The organism is Haemophilus sp. HMSC061E01 (assembly GCF_001810345.1).
In the GTDB taxonomy this organism is placed as follows: domain Bacteria; phylum Pseudomonadota; class Gammaproteobacteria; order Enterobacterales; family Pasteurellaceae; genus Haemophilus_D.
The window spans coordinates 136,291-150,282 of sequence record NZ_KV801005.1 but is presented as its reverse complement, the minus strand read 5'-3'; the positions used below and the strand labels follow the sequence as shown (position 1 = coordinate 150,282).

Annotated in this window: 12 protein-coding genes; all 12 read left to right on the top strand. The window is 40.1% G+C overall.

Annotated elements, in window-relative coordinates; translation table 11 throughout:
* The 12 genes from rsmH (at position 1) to HMPREF2732_RS04095 (ending at position 13,964) form a co-directional block, all read left to right on the top strand.
* Positions 1-969 (top strand): 16S rRNA (cytosine(1402)-N(4))-methyltransferase RsmH, encoded by a 969-nt coding sequence (gene rsmH, locus HMPREF2732_RS04150; RefSeq protein ID WP_070591397.1) that lies wholly within the window; start codon positions 1-3, stop codon positions 967-969.
* 1 nt (position 970) lies between these two features.
* Entirely contained in the window at positions 971-1,291 is a 321-nt protein-coding gene (gene ftsL / locus HMPREF2732_RS04145; RefSeq protein ID WP_005696538.1) for a cell division protein FtsL, read from the top strand.
* Positions 1,292-1,305: 14 nt separating this feature from the next.
* Positions 1,306-3,126 carry a penicillin-binding transpeptidase domain-containing protein gene (locus tag HMPREF2732_RS04140; RefSeq protein WP_049366208.1) on the top strand — a complete coding sequence of 607 codons (1,821 nt, stop codon included), beginning with the start codon at positions 1,306-1,308 and terminating at the stop codon, positions 3,124-3,126.
* A gap of 14 nt (positions 3,127-3,140) precedes the next feature.
* Positions 3,141-4,610, top strand: a complete 1,470-nt coding sequence (murE, locus tag HMPREF2732_RS04135; protein ID WP_070591395.1) for a UDP-N-acetylmuramoyl-L-alanyl-D-glutamate--2,6-diaminopimelate ligase — start codon at positions 3,141-3,143, stop codon at positions 4,608-4,610.
* A gap of 5 nt (positions 4,611-4,615) precedes the next feature.
* Entirely contained in the window at positions 4,616-5,986 is a 1,371-nt protein-coding gene (gene murF / locus HMPREF2732_RS04130) for a UDP-N-acetylmuramoyl-tripeptide--D-alanyl-D-alanine ligase (RefSeq protein ID WP_070591391.1), read from the top strand.
* Positions 5,980-7,062 (top strand): phospho-N-acetylmuramoyl-pentapeptide-transferase, encoded by a 1,083-nt coding sequence (gene mraY, locus HMPREF2732_RS04125; RefSeq protein WP_005696533.1) that lies wholly within the window; start codon positions 5,980-5,982, stop codon positions 7,060-7,062. The genes murF and mraY overlap by 7 nt, the downstream gene beginning before the upstream one ends.
* 62 nt (positions 7,063-7,124) lie before the next feature.
* Complete coding sequence (murD, locus tag HMPREF2732_RS04120; protein ID WP_070591389.1) at positions 7,125-8,438, top strand: UDP-N-acetylmuramoyl-L-alanine--D-glutamate ligase; 1,314 nt, start codon at positions 7,125-7,127, stop codon at positions 8,436-8,438.
* 15 nt (positions 8,439-8,453) lie between these two features.
* Positions 8,454-9,638 carry a putative lipid II flippase FtsW gene (gene ftsW, locus HMPREF2732_RS04115; RefSeq protein WP_049366214.1) on the top strand — a complete coding sequence of 395 codons (1,185 nt, stop codon included), beginning with the start codon at positions 8,454-8,456 and terminating at the stop codon, positions 9,636-9,638.
* An 8-nt stretch (positions 9,639-9,646) separates the two neighbouring features.
* Positions 9,647-10,699 carry an undecaprenyldiphospho-muramoylpentapeptide beta-N-acetylglucosaminyltransferase gene (gene murG / locus HMPREF2732_RS04110; RefSeq protein WP_070591386.1) on the top strand — a complete coding sequence of 351 codons (1,053 nt, stop codon included), beginning with the start codon at positions 9,647-9,649 and terminating at the stop codon, positions 10,697-10,699.
* A gap of 71 nt (positions 10,700-10,770) precedes the next feature.
* Positions 10,771-12,198, top strand: a complete 1,428-nt coding sequence (murC, locus tag HMPREF2732_RS04105) for a UDP-N-acetylmuramate--L-alanine ligase (protein WP_070591383.1) — start codon at positions 10,771-10,773, stop codon at positions 12,196-12,198.
* A 60-nt stretch (positions 12,199-12,258) separates the two neighbouring features.
* Entirely contained in the window at positions 12,259-13,179 is a 921-nt protein-coding gene (locus HMPREF2732_RS04100) for a D-alanine--D-alanine ligase (protein WP_070591379.1), read from the top strand.
* On the top strand, positions 13,179-13,964 hold the full coding sequence (locus HMPREF2732_RS04095; protein WP_070591377.1) for a cell division protein FtsQ/DivIB: 786 nt from the start codon (positions 13,179-13,181) through the stop codon (positions 13,962-13,964). The genes HMPREF2732_RS04100 and HMPREF2732_RS04095 overlap by 1 nt, the downstream gene beginning before the upstream one ends.
* The last annotated feature ends 28 nt before the right edge of the window (positions 13,965-13,992 follow it).

The following is a 13,992-nucleotide window of genomic DNA, read 5'->3' as shown; positions in this document are numbered from 1 at the left end:
ATGACTACGCAAAATTCCTTTTCTGCACCTGAACATATCACGGTTTTGCTTCACGAAGCGGTGAATGGTTTGGCGTTGAAAGAAAACGGAATTTATATCGATGGTACCTTTGGTCGTGGTGGTCATTCTTGCCTCATTCTCTCGCAGCTTTCTGAACATGGTCGTTTAATTGCAGTGGATCGTGATCCTCGTGCAATTGCTGAAGCTGAAAAAATTCAAGACCCTCGTTTTCATATTGAACATAATAGCTTTTCACACATTCCAGATATCTGTCAAAAACTCGATTTAGTTGGTAAAATTGACGGTATTTTGCTGGATTTAGGCGTATCATCTCCACAGCTTGATGAAGCAGAGCGTGGTTTCAGTTTTATGAAAGATGGCCCGTTAGATATGCGCATGGATACCACACAAGGTTTATCCGCGGCAGAGTGGCTAAAACAGGTATCTGTTGATGATTTAACTTGGGTGTTAAAAACCTTCGGGGAAGAGCGTTTTGCAAAACGAATTGCGACTGCCATCGTAGAGTTCAACAAAAGTGCGATTAAAAATGGCACAGAATGTTTAAGTCGTACTTCTCAGCTCGCTGAATTAATTGCTCAATCTGTACCGTTTAAAGATAAACATAAACATCCAGCAACTCGTAGCTTCCAAGCCATTCGAATTTATATTAATGCTGAATTAGATGAGTTAGAAAGTGTATTGAATTCTGCATTAGATATGTTGGCACCAGAAGGGCGTTTATCGATTATCAGTTTCCATTCACTTGAAGACAGAATGGTAAAACATTTCATGCGTAAACAAAGTAAAGGTGAGGATATCCCGAGAGGTTTACCATTACGTGAAGATCAAATCCAACGTAATCAAAAATTAAAAATCATTGGTAAGGCAATCCAGCCAAGTGAGGCAGAAATTTCAGCGAATCCACGTTCAAGAAGCGCGGTGTTACGTATAGCGGAAAGGGTGAAATAAAATGTTAGAAAATAGCGAACGTTATCCTTTACAACATATTCTCGTTGAAGATATTTTTTCTTCTAATAAATTAATTGTCGTCTTACTTTTATTAATTTTAGCTTCTGCAATGGGCACAATTTGGATGACCCACCAAACACGAGGCTTAATTTCTGAAAACGGGCAGTTGGTATTACAACACCAAGCCCTTGAAAACGAATATCGCAATTTGCAATTACAAGAAGCAACCGAAAGTGATAATACAAGAGTTGAATCCATTGCAATCGGTACATTAAAAATGCAACGTGTTCAAAGTGAACAAGAAGTGGTTATTTTTGAATAGGGATTTTGAATAAAATGGTTAGATTTAATTCCTCTAAGAAACCAGGAAAGCCAAAGAAAACAATTAGAAAATTGGCTCAACCTGCGTCAGTAAAACCAAATAAACCGAAGATGGTGTTTGAGAAATGCTTCCTTCGTGGTCGTTATCTCATCGCGACAAGTTTTATTTTCTTAGGCTTAGGCGCATTAGTGGCTCGTGCTGCTTATGTGCAATCTGTTAATTCTGAAACCCTTTCTGGTGAAGCGGACAAACGTTCACTACGTAAAGATGATGTCCTCTCTGTTCGCGGCTCAATTTTAGATCGTAACGGTCAATTGTTATCGGTGAGTGTACCGATGAGTGCAATCGTGGCTGAACCGCGTTTAATGCTAAAAGAAAATGCATTAGATGATAAAGAACGTATTAAAGCCCTTGCTAACGAATTAAATATGACACCAGCCGAGTTGGTGAAAAAAATTGAGAAAAATGCAAAATCAGGCTTCTTGTATTTAGCACGTCAAGTAGAAGCGAGCAAAGCGAATTATATCCGTGAACTCAAAATTAAAGGTATCTCATTAGAGACAGAACCACGTCGTTTTTATCCTCGTGTAGAAGAGGCGGCTCAATTAATTGGCTTTACTAACATTGATGGTAAAGGGATTGAAGGGGTTGAGGCAAGCTTCAATTCAATGTTAGTGGGTAAAGACGGTGCGCGTGTTGTTCGTAAAGACAAACGTGGTAATGTGGTTGAACATATTGCTGATGAGAAAAAATACGATGCACAAGATGTCACCTTAAGTATTGATGAAAAGTTACAATCCATGGTGTATCGTGAAATCAAAAAAGCGGTAACAGAGAACAAAGCAGAATCAGGCACAGCCGTATTGGTGGATGTACGTACGGGTGAAGTATTAGCCATGGCAACCGCGCCTTCCTACAATCCGAATAACTTAGCTAATGTAAAAGACGAGTTAAAACGTAACCGTGCCATTACTGATACATTTGAACCGGGTTCAACCGTAAAACCTTTCGTCGTGTTGACCGCACTTCAACGTGGCGCAGTGAGACGTGATGAGGTAATTAATACGGGTTCATTTACCGTAAGTGGTAAAGAAATTGTCGATGTGGCACCTCGCCCACAACAAACCTTAGATGAAATTTTGATTAACTCCAGTAACCGTGGTGTGAGCCGTCTTGCGTTACGTATGCCACCTTCAGCATTAATGGAAACTTACCAAAATGCAGGCTTAGGTAAAGATACTGAGTTAGGCTTAATCGGTGAGCAACGCGGTGTATTAAATGCAAACCGTAAACGTTGGGCAGATATCGAACGTGCAACTGTGGCTTATGGTTATGGTATTACTTCAACACCATTACAAATTGCGCGTGCCTATGCTACTTTAGGTAGCTTTGGGATTTATCGTCCACTTTCTATCACTAAAGTTGATCCGCCGGTTATTGGTCAACGTGTTTTCTCTGAAAAAATCACGAAAGACGTCGTGGGTATGTTAGAGAAAGTGGCAATCAAAAATAAACGTGCGATGGTTGAAGGTTATCGTGTTGGTGTGAAAACAGGTACGGCGCGTAAAATTGAAAATGGTCACTATGTTAATAAATATGTCGCATTTACAGCGGGTATTGCACCAATTAGCGATCCACGTTATGCATTAGTTATTTTGATTAACGATCCGAAAGCAGGGCAGTATTATGGTGGTGCGGTTTCAGCGCCAGTATTCTCTAGCATTATGGGTTATGCATTACGCGCTAATGGTATTGCGCCAGATGCAGAACCAACAGAAAAAACAGCAAGACGCACTGTTCGCTTAAGCGATCAAAAACTTGAAAAAATGAATTAAGAAAAGGCAAAACAATGAAAAAATTGACCGCACTTTTTGATCTTCCGGTGCTTTCAGACATTAATGTAAAGGCGATGGTGTTAGATAGCCGCAAAGTGACTCAAGGAGATCTATTTGTGGCAGTAAAAGGGCATCGTTTTGATGCGAGTCAATTTGTTCCTCAAGCTATTTCTTCTGGTGCAAGTGCGGTCGTTTTAGAGACAGATTTAGAAAACGATCATTTGAACATCCAATGGCAAAATAATGTGCCAGTGATTCACTACTATCATTTATCTGCCAATCTTTCAGCATTGGCAGGTCAGTTTTATGACAATCCTTCCGAAAAATTAACTTTAGTTGGTGTCACAGGAACAAACGGTAAAACTACGGTTTCTCAATTATTAGCTCAATGGGCTACGCTATTAGGCCACAAAGCCGCTGTCATGGGCACCATTGGCAATGGTTTATTAGGTCAAGTCAAGGAAGCAAAAAATACCACAGGTTCAGCCGTTGAAGTTCAAGAAAACCTCGCTGATTTTGTGGAGAAAGGGGCAGATTTTGCTTCTATCGAAGTATCTTCACATGGTTTAGTTCAACATCGCGTTGAAGCCCTTAAATTTAAGGCTGCTATTTTTACTAATTTAAGTCGTGATCACTTGGATTATCACGAGACAATGGAAAAGTATGCCGAAGCTAAAAAACGCTTTTTCATTGATTTAGCGCCCGAATTACAAATTCTCAATGCTGACGATCCAATTGGGGCTGCGTGGTTAAGTGAATTACCAAATGGTATTGCTGTCAGCTGTCGCCCAGATTTTCAACCAACTTCTAAACAATGGCTTTATGCAACACAGATTCGTTTTACTCACGAAGGTGCTGTAATTGATGTTGCTTCAAGTTGGGGTAATGGAACATTACATAGCCCATTAATTGGCGCTTTTAACGTGAGTAATCTGTTGTTAGCTACAGCCGTTTTATTGGCTTTAGGTTATTCTTTCAATGATCTTATCCGTACTGTTTCACAGCTAAAAGGAGTAAATGGAAGAATGGAATTGATTAAGAAAGCAGGCAAACCAACAGTTATCGTTGATTATGCGCATACTCCAGACGCATTGGAAAAAGCATTAAATGCCGCACGAGAACATTGTAAAGGTAAACTTTGGTGTATCTTTGGATGTGGCGGTGATCGTGATGCGGGCAAGCGTCCGCTGATGGCAAAAGCGGCAGAGCAATTTGCTGATTTAGTCATTGTGACCCAAGATAATCCACGCACAGAAGATCCAAATAAAATTGAAGCAGATATCCTTACAGGTTTTAGCCGAATGGAAGATGTTGGTGTGATTCCGGATCGTGAAGAAGCCATTAAATTTACCATTGAGAATGCAGTTGAAAATGACGTGATTATGATTGCTGGTAAAGGTCATGAAAACTATCAGATCATTGGGGATAAAACACTTCATTTCTCTGATCAAGAAGTGGCTGAAATCTATTTAACGAAAAAATAAACATAATGATTAAACTTACTACCCAACAACTTGCCCAAATTTTAAATGCTGATCTTATTGGCGATGAGCAGGTCGTTGTTGAAAATATCAATACGGATACTCGTAAAGCGGTATCCAACTCGCTTTTCTTTGCATTAAAAGGTGAGCATTTTGATGCACATCAATACTTAGATAAAGCCGTTGAGCAAGGTGCGACAGCCTTAGTCGTGCAACAAGCCAACACCGAAATAGCCACGCCACAATTGGTTGTTGCAGATACGCGTTTAGCCCTTGGTCAATTAGCAAAATGGTTACGTGAAAAAATTAATCCTCGTACCGTGGCGATGACAGGTTCATCGGGCAAAACTACAGTGAAAGAGATGACAGCCTCGATTCTGCAACAAACTGCAGGTAATGCAGAGGCAGTGCTGTTTACCAATGGTAATTTCAACAACGATATTGGCGTACCACTCACATTATTACGCTTAACAGAGCTGCATAAATTTGCTGTCATTGAGTTAGGTGCCAATCATCAAGGTGAAATTGATTACACGACGCATCTTGCACAGCCTGAAGCTGCATTAGTGAATAATGTCGCGGCTGCACATTTAGAAGGTTTTGGTTCAATTGAAGGTGTAGCTCGTGCGAAAGGGGAAATCTATTGTGGTTTAACCCCAAATGGTGTAGCCATTATTAACTGTGAACATAATTATATTGAATTGTGGCAAAAAGAAATTGGTTCCCATGCTATTCAATATTTTAATGGTGGCGATTACAAAGCTGAAAATGTAAAACATTCATCTAATGGCTCAACGTTTTCGTTAGTTTCACCAAAAGGTAGCACTGAAATTAATTTGCCTTATTTAGGTGAGCATAATGTAAAAAATGCCTTGGCAGCGACCGCACTTGCTATGAATGTCGGCGCAAGTCTTGCTGATGTTAAAGCAGGACTTGAACACCGTTCTCAAGTAAAAGGGCGTTTATTCCCTATTCAAGTGAATGAAAATTTGTTGCTATTAGATGATACTTACAATGCAAATGTGGATTCTTTACAAGCGGCAATTGATGTTTTAAAAGGTTACGATGCTTTCCGTATTCTACTTGTGGGCGATATGAAAGAATTAGGCGAGGATAGTCTAAAATGTCATCAACAAGTGGGCGAGCATGCAAAACAAGCTAAATTAGATTTAGTGCTTTCTTATGGAACAGAAAGTGCGGTCATTTCTGAGGCTGTTTTGGGAAAACATTTTAAAGATAAAGCTGAATTAACAGCTTATGCGTTAGATATTATTAAACAGAAATTACAAGAAAACCAAAAAGTCGTCGTATTAGCGAAAGGCTCGCGCTCAATGAAAATGGAAGAGACGATTTATTCATTAAAGGATAGCTTATGTTAGTTTGGCTTGCTGAATATTTAGTTCGCTATGAAACGGCATTTAATGCCATTTCTTATATTACTGTACGTGCGATTTTGGCATTATTAACCGCACTTTTCATTTCTTTATGGATTGGTCCGAAAGTGATCAAACGCCTTCAAATTTTAAAATTTGGTCAAGAAGTGCGTAATGACGGTCCTGAAAGTCACTTTGCTAAAAAAGGCACCCCAACCATGGGCGGAGTGATGATTTTATTCTCCATCGGTGTGAGTACGTTATTATGGGCTAACTTAACGAATCCTTACGTCTGGATTTGCTTATTTGTATTGTTTGGCTATGGTGCCATTGGCTTTGTGGATGATTTCCGTAAAATCACGCGTAAAAATACCGATGGTTTAATTGCGCGTTGGAAATATTTCTGGATGTCAGTAGTTGCATTAGTAGCAATCATTTGGTTGTATTGGTTAGGTCATGATACCGATGCAACCCGTTTAGTGATTCCATTCTTCAAAGATATCATGCCGCAATTGGGTCTATTCTATATTGTGTTGTCTTACTTTGTAATTGTGGGTACAGGCAATGCGGTAAACTTAACTGACGGTTTAGATGGTCTTGCGATCATGCCAACAGCGTTAGTTGCAGGTGCATTTGCTTTAATCGCATGGGCGACCGGTAACGTTAATTTTGCAGAATATTTACATATCCCTTATATCAAATATAGTTCTGAAGTGGTGGTGTTCTGTACCGCAATCGTAGGCGCAGGCTTAGGATTCTTATGGTTTAATACTTATCCAGCTCAAGTCTTTATGGGCGATGTCGGCTCCCTTGCCCTTGGTGGCGCACTGGGTGTTGTTGCCATCCTTGTTCGTCAAGAATTCTTATTAGTGATTATGGGCGGTGTATTTGTTGTTGAAGCCTTGTCTGTGATTTTGCAAGTGGGTTCTTACAAATTAAGAAAACAACGTATTTTTAGAATGGCGCCAATTCATCACCACTTTGAATTGAAAGGCTGGCCAGAACCAAGAGTGATTATTCGGTTTTGGATTATTTCCTTGATGTTGGTGTTGATGGGGCTTGTAACGCTCAAACTAAGATAATTTTTGTAGGGTGCACTTGTTGCACCCTGCGTGATCCCAGAATACGAGAGAAGAAAAACAACATGACAACTCTATATCAAAATAAAACTATCACCATTATAGGTCTCGGAAAAACAGGCCTTTCTTGCGTTGAATATCTTCAATCTCAACAAGCTAACATCCGAGTGATTGATACACGTCAACATCCAGCAGGTGCGGATAAATTACCTAAAAATGTTCCCTTACATACAGGTAGCCTAAATCAACAATGGTTACTTGAAAGCGATATTATTGTCATTAGCCCAGGACTCGCGGTAAAAACACCTGAAATTCAGGCCGCACTTTCAGCGGGCGTAGAAGTAATAGGGGATATTGAATTATTCTGTCGAACTGCCACCAAGCCAATTATCGGGATTACAGGCTCTAACGGTAAAAGCACCGTAACAACATTAGTCTATGAAATGGCGAAAGCTGCAGGAATAAAAGTAGGCATGGGGGGAAACATTGGCATCCCTGCGTTGTCATTATTAAATGAAGATTGCGATCTTTATGTATTAGAGCTTTCCAGTTTCCAACTTGAAACCACTTATAGTTTGAAAGCGGCTGCAGCGACAGTGCTTAATGTGACTGAAGATCACATGGATCGCTATGTTGATTTAGAAGATTATCGCCAAGCCAAATTGCGTATTTACCACAATGCGGAAACAGCAGTAGTGAATTTAGAAGATAAACTCACGTTTGGCGAAGGTGAAAATCAAGCTAAGAAGGTAGTGTCTTTTGCTGAAAATCAAGCGGATTACTGGTTAAAAACCGAAAATGGTAAACAGTACTTAATGGCGAAAGAGGAAGTGATTTTACCTTGTGATGAAGCGACCTTAGTTGGCCGTCATAATTACATGAATATTTTAGCGGCGACAGCGTTAGCGCAAGCAGTAGGCATAAATTTAGAGGCAATTCGTACCGCACTTCGTCAATTTAAAGGCTTAGACCATCGTTTCCAATTAGCGCATCAAGCGAATGGCGTTCGTTGGATTAATGATTCCAAAGCCACTAATGTAGGTAGCACCGTTGCCGCATTAGCAGGTTTATATGTTGAGGGTACGTTACACCTTTTATTAGGTGGTGATGGTAAAGGTGCAGATTTTTCTGAATTAAAGGATTTAATCAATCAGCCTCATATTTCAACGTATTGCTTTGGTCGTGATGGCAAACAACTAGCCGCACTTTCAAGTCAAAGCCATTTGTTTGAAACTATGGAACAAGCGATTGCATTTTTACGTCCACATTTAAAATCAGGCGATATGGTGTTATTATCTCCTGCTTGTGCAAGTTTGGATCAGTTTGCCTCTTTTGAAAAACGTGGCGAAGAGTTTACTCGTTTAGCAAAATTAGCTTAAAGAATTAGGATAGTAATGGAATTTATCAATAAAATTAAACAAAATTATGAACAATGGGCGAGAGTGACGCCGCAAGGGTTGCTCTATGATCGCGCATTGTTTTGGCTTTTTGTCGTGCTATTACTGATTGGTTTAGTGGCGGTAACTTCTGCTTCGATGCCTTACAGTGCACGCGTATTTAATGATACATTCTATTTTGCTAAACGTGATGCCGTGTATGTCTTACTTTCTTTAGCAACTTGTTATTTAACTCTCCAAATTTCTTCCTCTCAATGGGAAAAGTGGCACGCAAAAGTCTTCTTGTTAGCTATTGTTTTATTAATACTGGTTCTTGGTATCGGGACTTCTGTTAATGGGGCTAAACGTTGGATTTCTTTAGGAATTTTAAATTTCCAGCCTGCGGAATTTGCTAAGCTAGCTTTAACTTGTTTCCTGGCGAGCTATTTTACGCGTCGTTATGATGAAGTTCGTGGTAAAAAATTCAGTGCGGCTAAGCCTTTCATTGTGATGGGCGTATTAGGGATATTCTTACTAGCTCAGCCTGACTTAGGGAGTACCGTTGTACTTTTCGTTATTACCTTTGGCATGCTTTTTATTGTCGGTGCAAATTTTTGGCAATTTATTTTGCTAATTGGTACAGGCATACTCCTCTTTGTATGGCTGGTTCTCTCCGCCTCTTATCGTTTAAAACGTTTTACCGGTTTCTTAGAGCCATTTAAAGATCCATACGGAACAGGATTCCAGCTGACTAACTCTTTAATGGCGTTTGGTCGTGGTGAAATTAGTGGGGAAGGACTCGGTAACTCCATTCAAAAACTCGATTATCTTCCTGAAGCACATACTGACTTTATCATGGCGATTATTGGTGAAGAGTTCGGTTTTATTGGTATTTTAGTGGTTGTGATTCTCTTAGGGTTACTGATTTTCCGAGCGATGAAAATCGGACGAGAATCACTCATGTTAGAACAACGTTTCCGTGGCTTTTTTGCTTTAGGTATTAGTTTCTGGATTTTCTTCCAAGGTTTTGTCAATCTAGGCATGGCCTTAGGGATGTTACCAACAAAAGGTTTAACTTTCCCATTAGTGAGTTACGGTGGTTCAAGTATCATTATTATGTCGGCGACCGTAGGGATTTTATTGCGTATTGACCATGAGAATAGATTACAACGAGGTGGTCAAGCGCGTTTGAGAGATGATTAGGGATATTTATGAGTAAAAAATTATTAGTTATGGCGGGTGGTACTGGTGGACATGTTTTCCCCGCCATTGCGGTTGCTCAAACCTTACAAAAAGAAGGTTGGGAAATTTGCTGGTTAGGTACCAAAGATCGAATGGAAGCACAACTTGTACCAAAACATGGTATTCCGATTCGTTTTATTCAAATTTCTGGGTTGCGTGGTAAAGGCATTAAAGCATTACTAGGCGCACCTTTTGCTATTTTAAGAGCAGTATTGCAAGCTCGTAAAATTATCAAAGAATATCAACCTAATGCGGTATTAGGTATGGGTGGTTATGTATCTGGCCCAGGTGGCATCGCGGCAAAATTTTGTGGCGTGCCGGTTATTTTACATGAACAGAATGCCGTAGCGGGCTTAACCAATGAATGGTTAGCAAAAATTGCGACACGTGTATTACAAGCTTTCCCAACGGCATTCAAAGATGCCGAAGTGGTAGGAAACCCGGTTCGCCAAGATTTATTTGAAATGCCATCACCACAATCGCGTTTTTCAGAAAGAAGTGGAAAACTGAGAGTGCTTGTCGTGGGGGGGAGTCAAGGTGCTCGCGTACTCAATCAAACGATTCCACAAGTAGTAGCACGTTTGGCAGATAAACTAGAAGTGCGTCATCAAGTGGGTAAAGGTTCAGTTGAGAGTGTGACCGCACTTTATGGTGAACATGCCGGTTTGGTCAAAATTACAGAATTTATTGATGATATGGCAGAAGCCTATGCCTGGGCGGATGTGGTGATTTGTCGTTCTGGTGCCTTAACAGTATGTGAATTAGCTGCAGTAGGGACTCCAGCAATTTTCGTACCATTCCAGCATAAAGATCAGCAACAATATTTAAATGCAAAATATCTTGCCGATGTCGGTGCAGCAAAAATCGTTCAGCAAAATGAATTAAATGCGGATGTGTTAGTTGATTTCTTAGAAAAAATAGATCGTGAAACCTTGTTAGTGATGGCGATTAAAGCAAAAGAAATGTCAGCACCATTAGCGGCTAAACGTGTAGCTGATGTCATCGTAGAGAATGCGAAATAAGAACAGAGAAGTTAAGGGGAGTAAATAAATCCTTAATCTAAAAGTGCGGTTAAAAATAAAGGTGAAATAATATGAAACATATTTCGGACGAAATTAGAAAGATTATCCCTGAGATGCGTCGGGTTCAACAAATTCATTTCATTGGTATCGGTGGTGCTGGTATGAGTGGAATTGCCGAAATTTTATTAAATGAAGGTTATGATATCTCTGGTTCTGATATTGCAGATGGTGTTGTGACTCAGCGTCTTGCTCAAGCAGGCGCAAAAATTTTCATTGGTCACCAAGCGGAAAATGTGCAAGGGGCAAGTGTAGTAGTTGTATCAAGTGCGATCCATGAAGATAACCCTGAATTAATCGCCGCAAAACAAAATCGTATTCCAGTGATTCAGCGAGCACAAATGTTGGCTGAAATTATGCGTTTCCGTCATGGTATTGCGGTAGCAGGTACCCATGGTAAAACCACTACTACAGCTATGATTTCGATGATTTATACTCAAGCGAAACTGGATCCAACTTTCGTTAATGGTGGTTTAGTTAAATCAGCCGGTAAAAATGCGCATTTAGGTGCAAGTCGTTATTTAATCGCTGAAGCAGATGAAAGTGATGCCTCTTTCTTACACTTACAGCCGATGGTTTCTGTGGTGACCAATATTGAACCGGATCATATGGATACCTATGAAGGTGACTTTGAGAAAATGAAAGCCACCTATGTAAAATTCTTACATAACTTACCGTTTTACGGTTTAGCGGTGATGTGCGCAGATGATGCGGTATTAATGGAACTTGTTCCTCAAGTTGGTCGCCAAGTATTAACCTATGGCTTCAGTGAACATGCTGATTATCGTATCGAAGATTATGAACAAACCGGTTTCCAAGGCCATTACACCGTAGTTTGTCCAAGTGGTGAACGTATTAATGTATTATTAAATGTACCGGGTAAACACAATGCGTTAAACGCAACCGCAGCACTTGCAGTAGCAAAAGAAGAAGGCATTGGCAATGAAGCGATTTTAGAAGCGCTTGCTGATTTCCAAGGTGCGGGCAGACGTTTCGACCAATTAGGCGAGTTTATTCGTCCAAATGGTAAAGTACGCTTAGTGGATGATTATGGTCATCACCCAACAGAAGTTGGCGTGACAATCAAAGCAGCACGTGAAGGCTGGGGAGATAAACGTATTGTGATGATTTTCCAACCACACCGTTATTCACGTACTCGCGATTTATTTGATGATTTCGTGCAGGTATTATCCCAAGTGGATGCATTGATTATGTTAGACGTGTATGCCGCAGGTGAAGCACCAATTGTCGGTGCAGATAGTAAAGCACTTTGTCGTTCTATTCGTAACCTAGGAAAAGTCGATCCTATTTTAGTTTCTGATACGGAACAACTTGGTGATGTATTAGATCAAATTATTCAAGATGGTGATTTAATTCTTGCCCAAGGTGCGGGAAGTGTAAGCAAAATTTCTCGTGGTTTAGCAGAGCGTTGGAAAGCATAAATACATTGAAAAAATAACCGCACTTTTCAATGAAGAATAAAAGGAAAACAGGATAAAACAATGAATTTAAAACAAGAAAAAATTGCCGTGTTGTTAGGCGGCACATCAGCTGAACGTGAAGTATCTCTTAATTCTGGTGCAGCTGTGTTAAATGCATTAGTGAGTCAAGGCTATAATGCGCACGGTATCGATCCTAAAGAATATAATGTCGCGAATTTAAAAGCAGATGGTTTTGATCGCGTTTTTAACATTTTACATGGTCGCGGTGGTGAAGATGGCACCATGCAAGGTTTATTAGAACAAATCGGTTTACCTTACACCGGTTGTGGTGTGATGGCTTCGGCGTTAACCATGGATAAAATGCGCACTAAAATGTTATGGAAAGCCTTTGGTTTACCTGTTGCCGATATGGAGATCGTGACGAAAGAAAACGCTCACGAACTAAACCCACAAGCTGTGGTCGAAAAATTAGGTTTACCTTTAATGGTTAAGCCGTCTCTTGAAGGTTCAAGTGTGGGTTTAACGAAAGTAAAAGTAGTCGAAGAATTAAAAAGTGCGGTCGATTATGCACTTAAATTTGATAACACCATTTTGATTGAAGAATGGTTAGCGGGTGATGAATTAACGGTACCTGTTTTAGGTGGCGAAGTATTGCCGGCTGTTCGCATTGTGCCAGAAGGTGAGTTTTATGATTACGATGCGAAATATATTTCAGATAACACTCAATATTTTTGCCCTGCGGGCCTTTCAGCTGAACGTGAGCAAGAATTAGCGAAATTAGTTAAACGTGCTTATGACGTCGTAGGGTGTCGTGGTTGGAGCCGCATTGATGTGATGACTGATGCACAAGGTAATTTCCGTTTAGTCGAAGTAAACACAAATCCTGGCATGACAAGTCACAGTTTGTTCCCTAAATCAGCGTCAACAGTCGGTATTTCATTTGAACAACTCGTCGTGAAAATTTTGGAGTTGAGTGCGTAATGAATGTAATTAAGCGCAAAAATACACCGCCAACGCAATTTGGTCGCTCATCTAACGGAGAGGGTAAATTCCGTTTTATGTTGCCGATTAAACTTGCTTTGGTGTTACTTTGTGCGGGGCTAGGGTATTTTGTTTATTCAAACTGGCAAAGTTGGCTGGAAAGCTTAGACGGTGATAGAAAAATTACTGCTTATGCCTTAGTAGGTCAAAATGAATTTACCACTTATCCGGATGTGCAAGATGTATTACTCAAAATGGGGTCACTTAAGGGCTTCTGGGGACAGGACGTTAAGCAAATTCAAGAGCAGCTTGAAACAATTCCTTGGGTAAAAGGTGCGGTAGTTCGTAAAATTTGGCCAAATCGTTTAAGTATCTGGTTATCAGAATATCAGCCAGTCGCCATTTGGAACAAAACAGAGTTCGTTACAAAAGAGGGAACAGTTTTCCAATTGCCGATGGATAAGTTAAAAGAAAAAGCTTTACCTTATTTAGGTGGTCCGGATTATCAAAGCTTGAAAGTATTAGAGGCTTGGAATCAAATTTTTGCTGATTTTAAAGCGAAAAATTTGGTGGTTAAAGGTGTGACAATTGATGATCGTGGTGCGTGGCAAGTTACGCTAGATAATGATATAGTATTGAAACTTGGACGCGGAGATTGGAAACCAAAATTAGATCGATTTGTAACGATTTATCCACAAATTGAAGTGCCTGAAGGTAAACGAATTGATTATGTAGATTTGCGCTATGCATCTGCATCAGCAGCGGTTGGATTGACAGAGAAATAAAAAATAATTCATTGGGTGTAATAAGAAA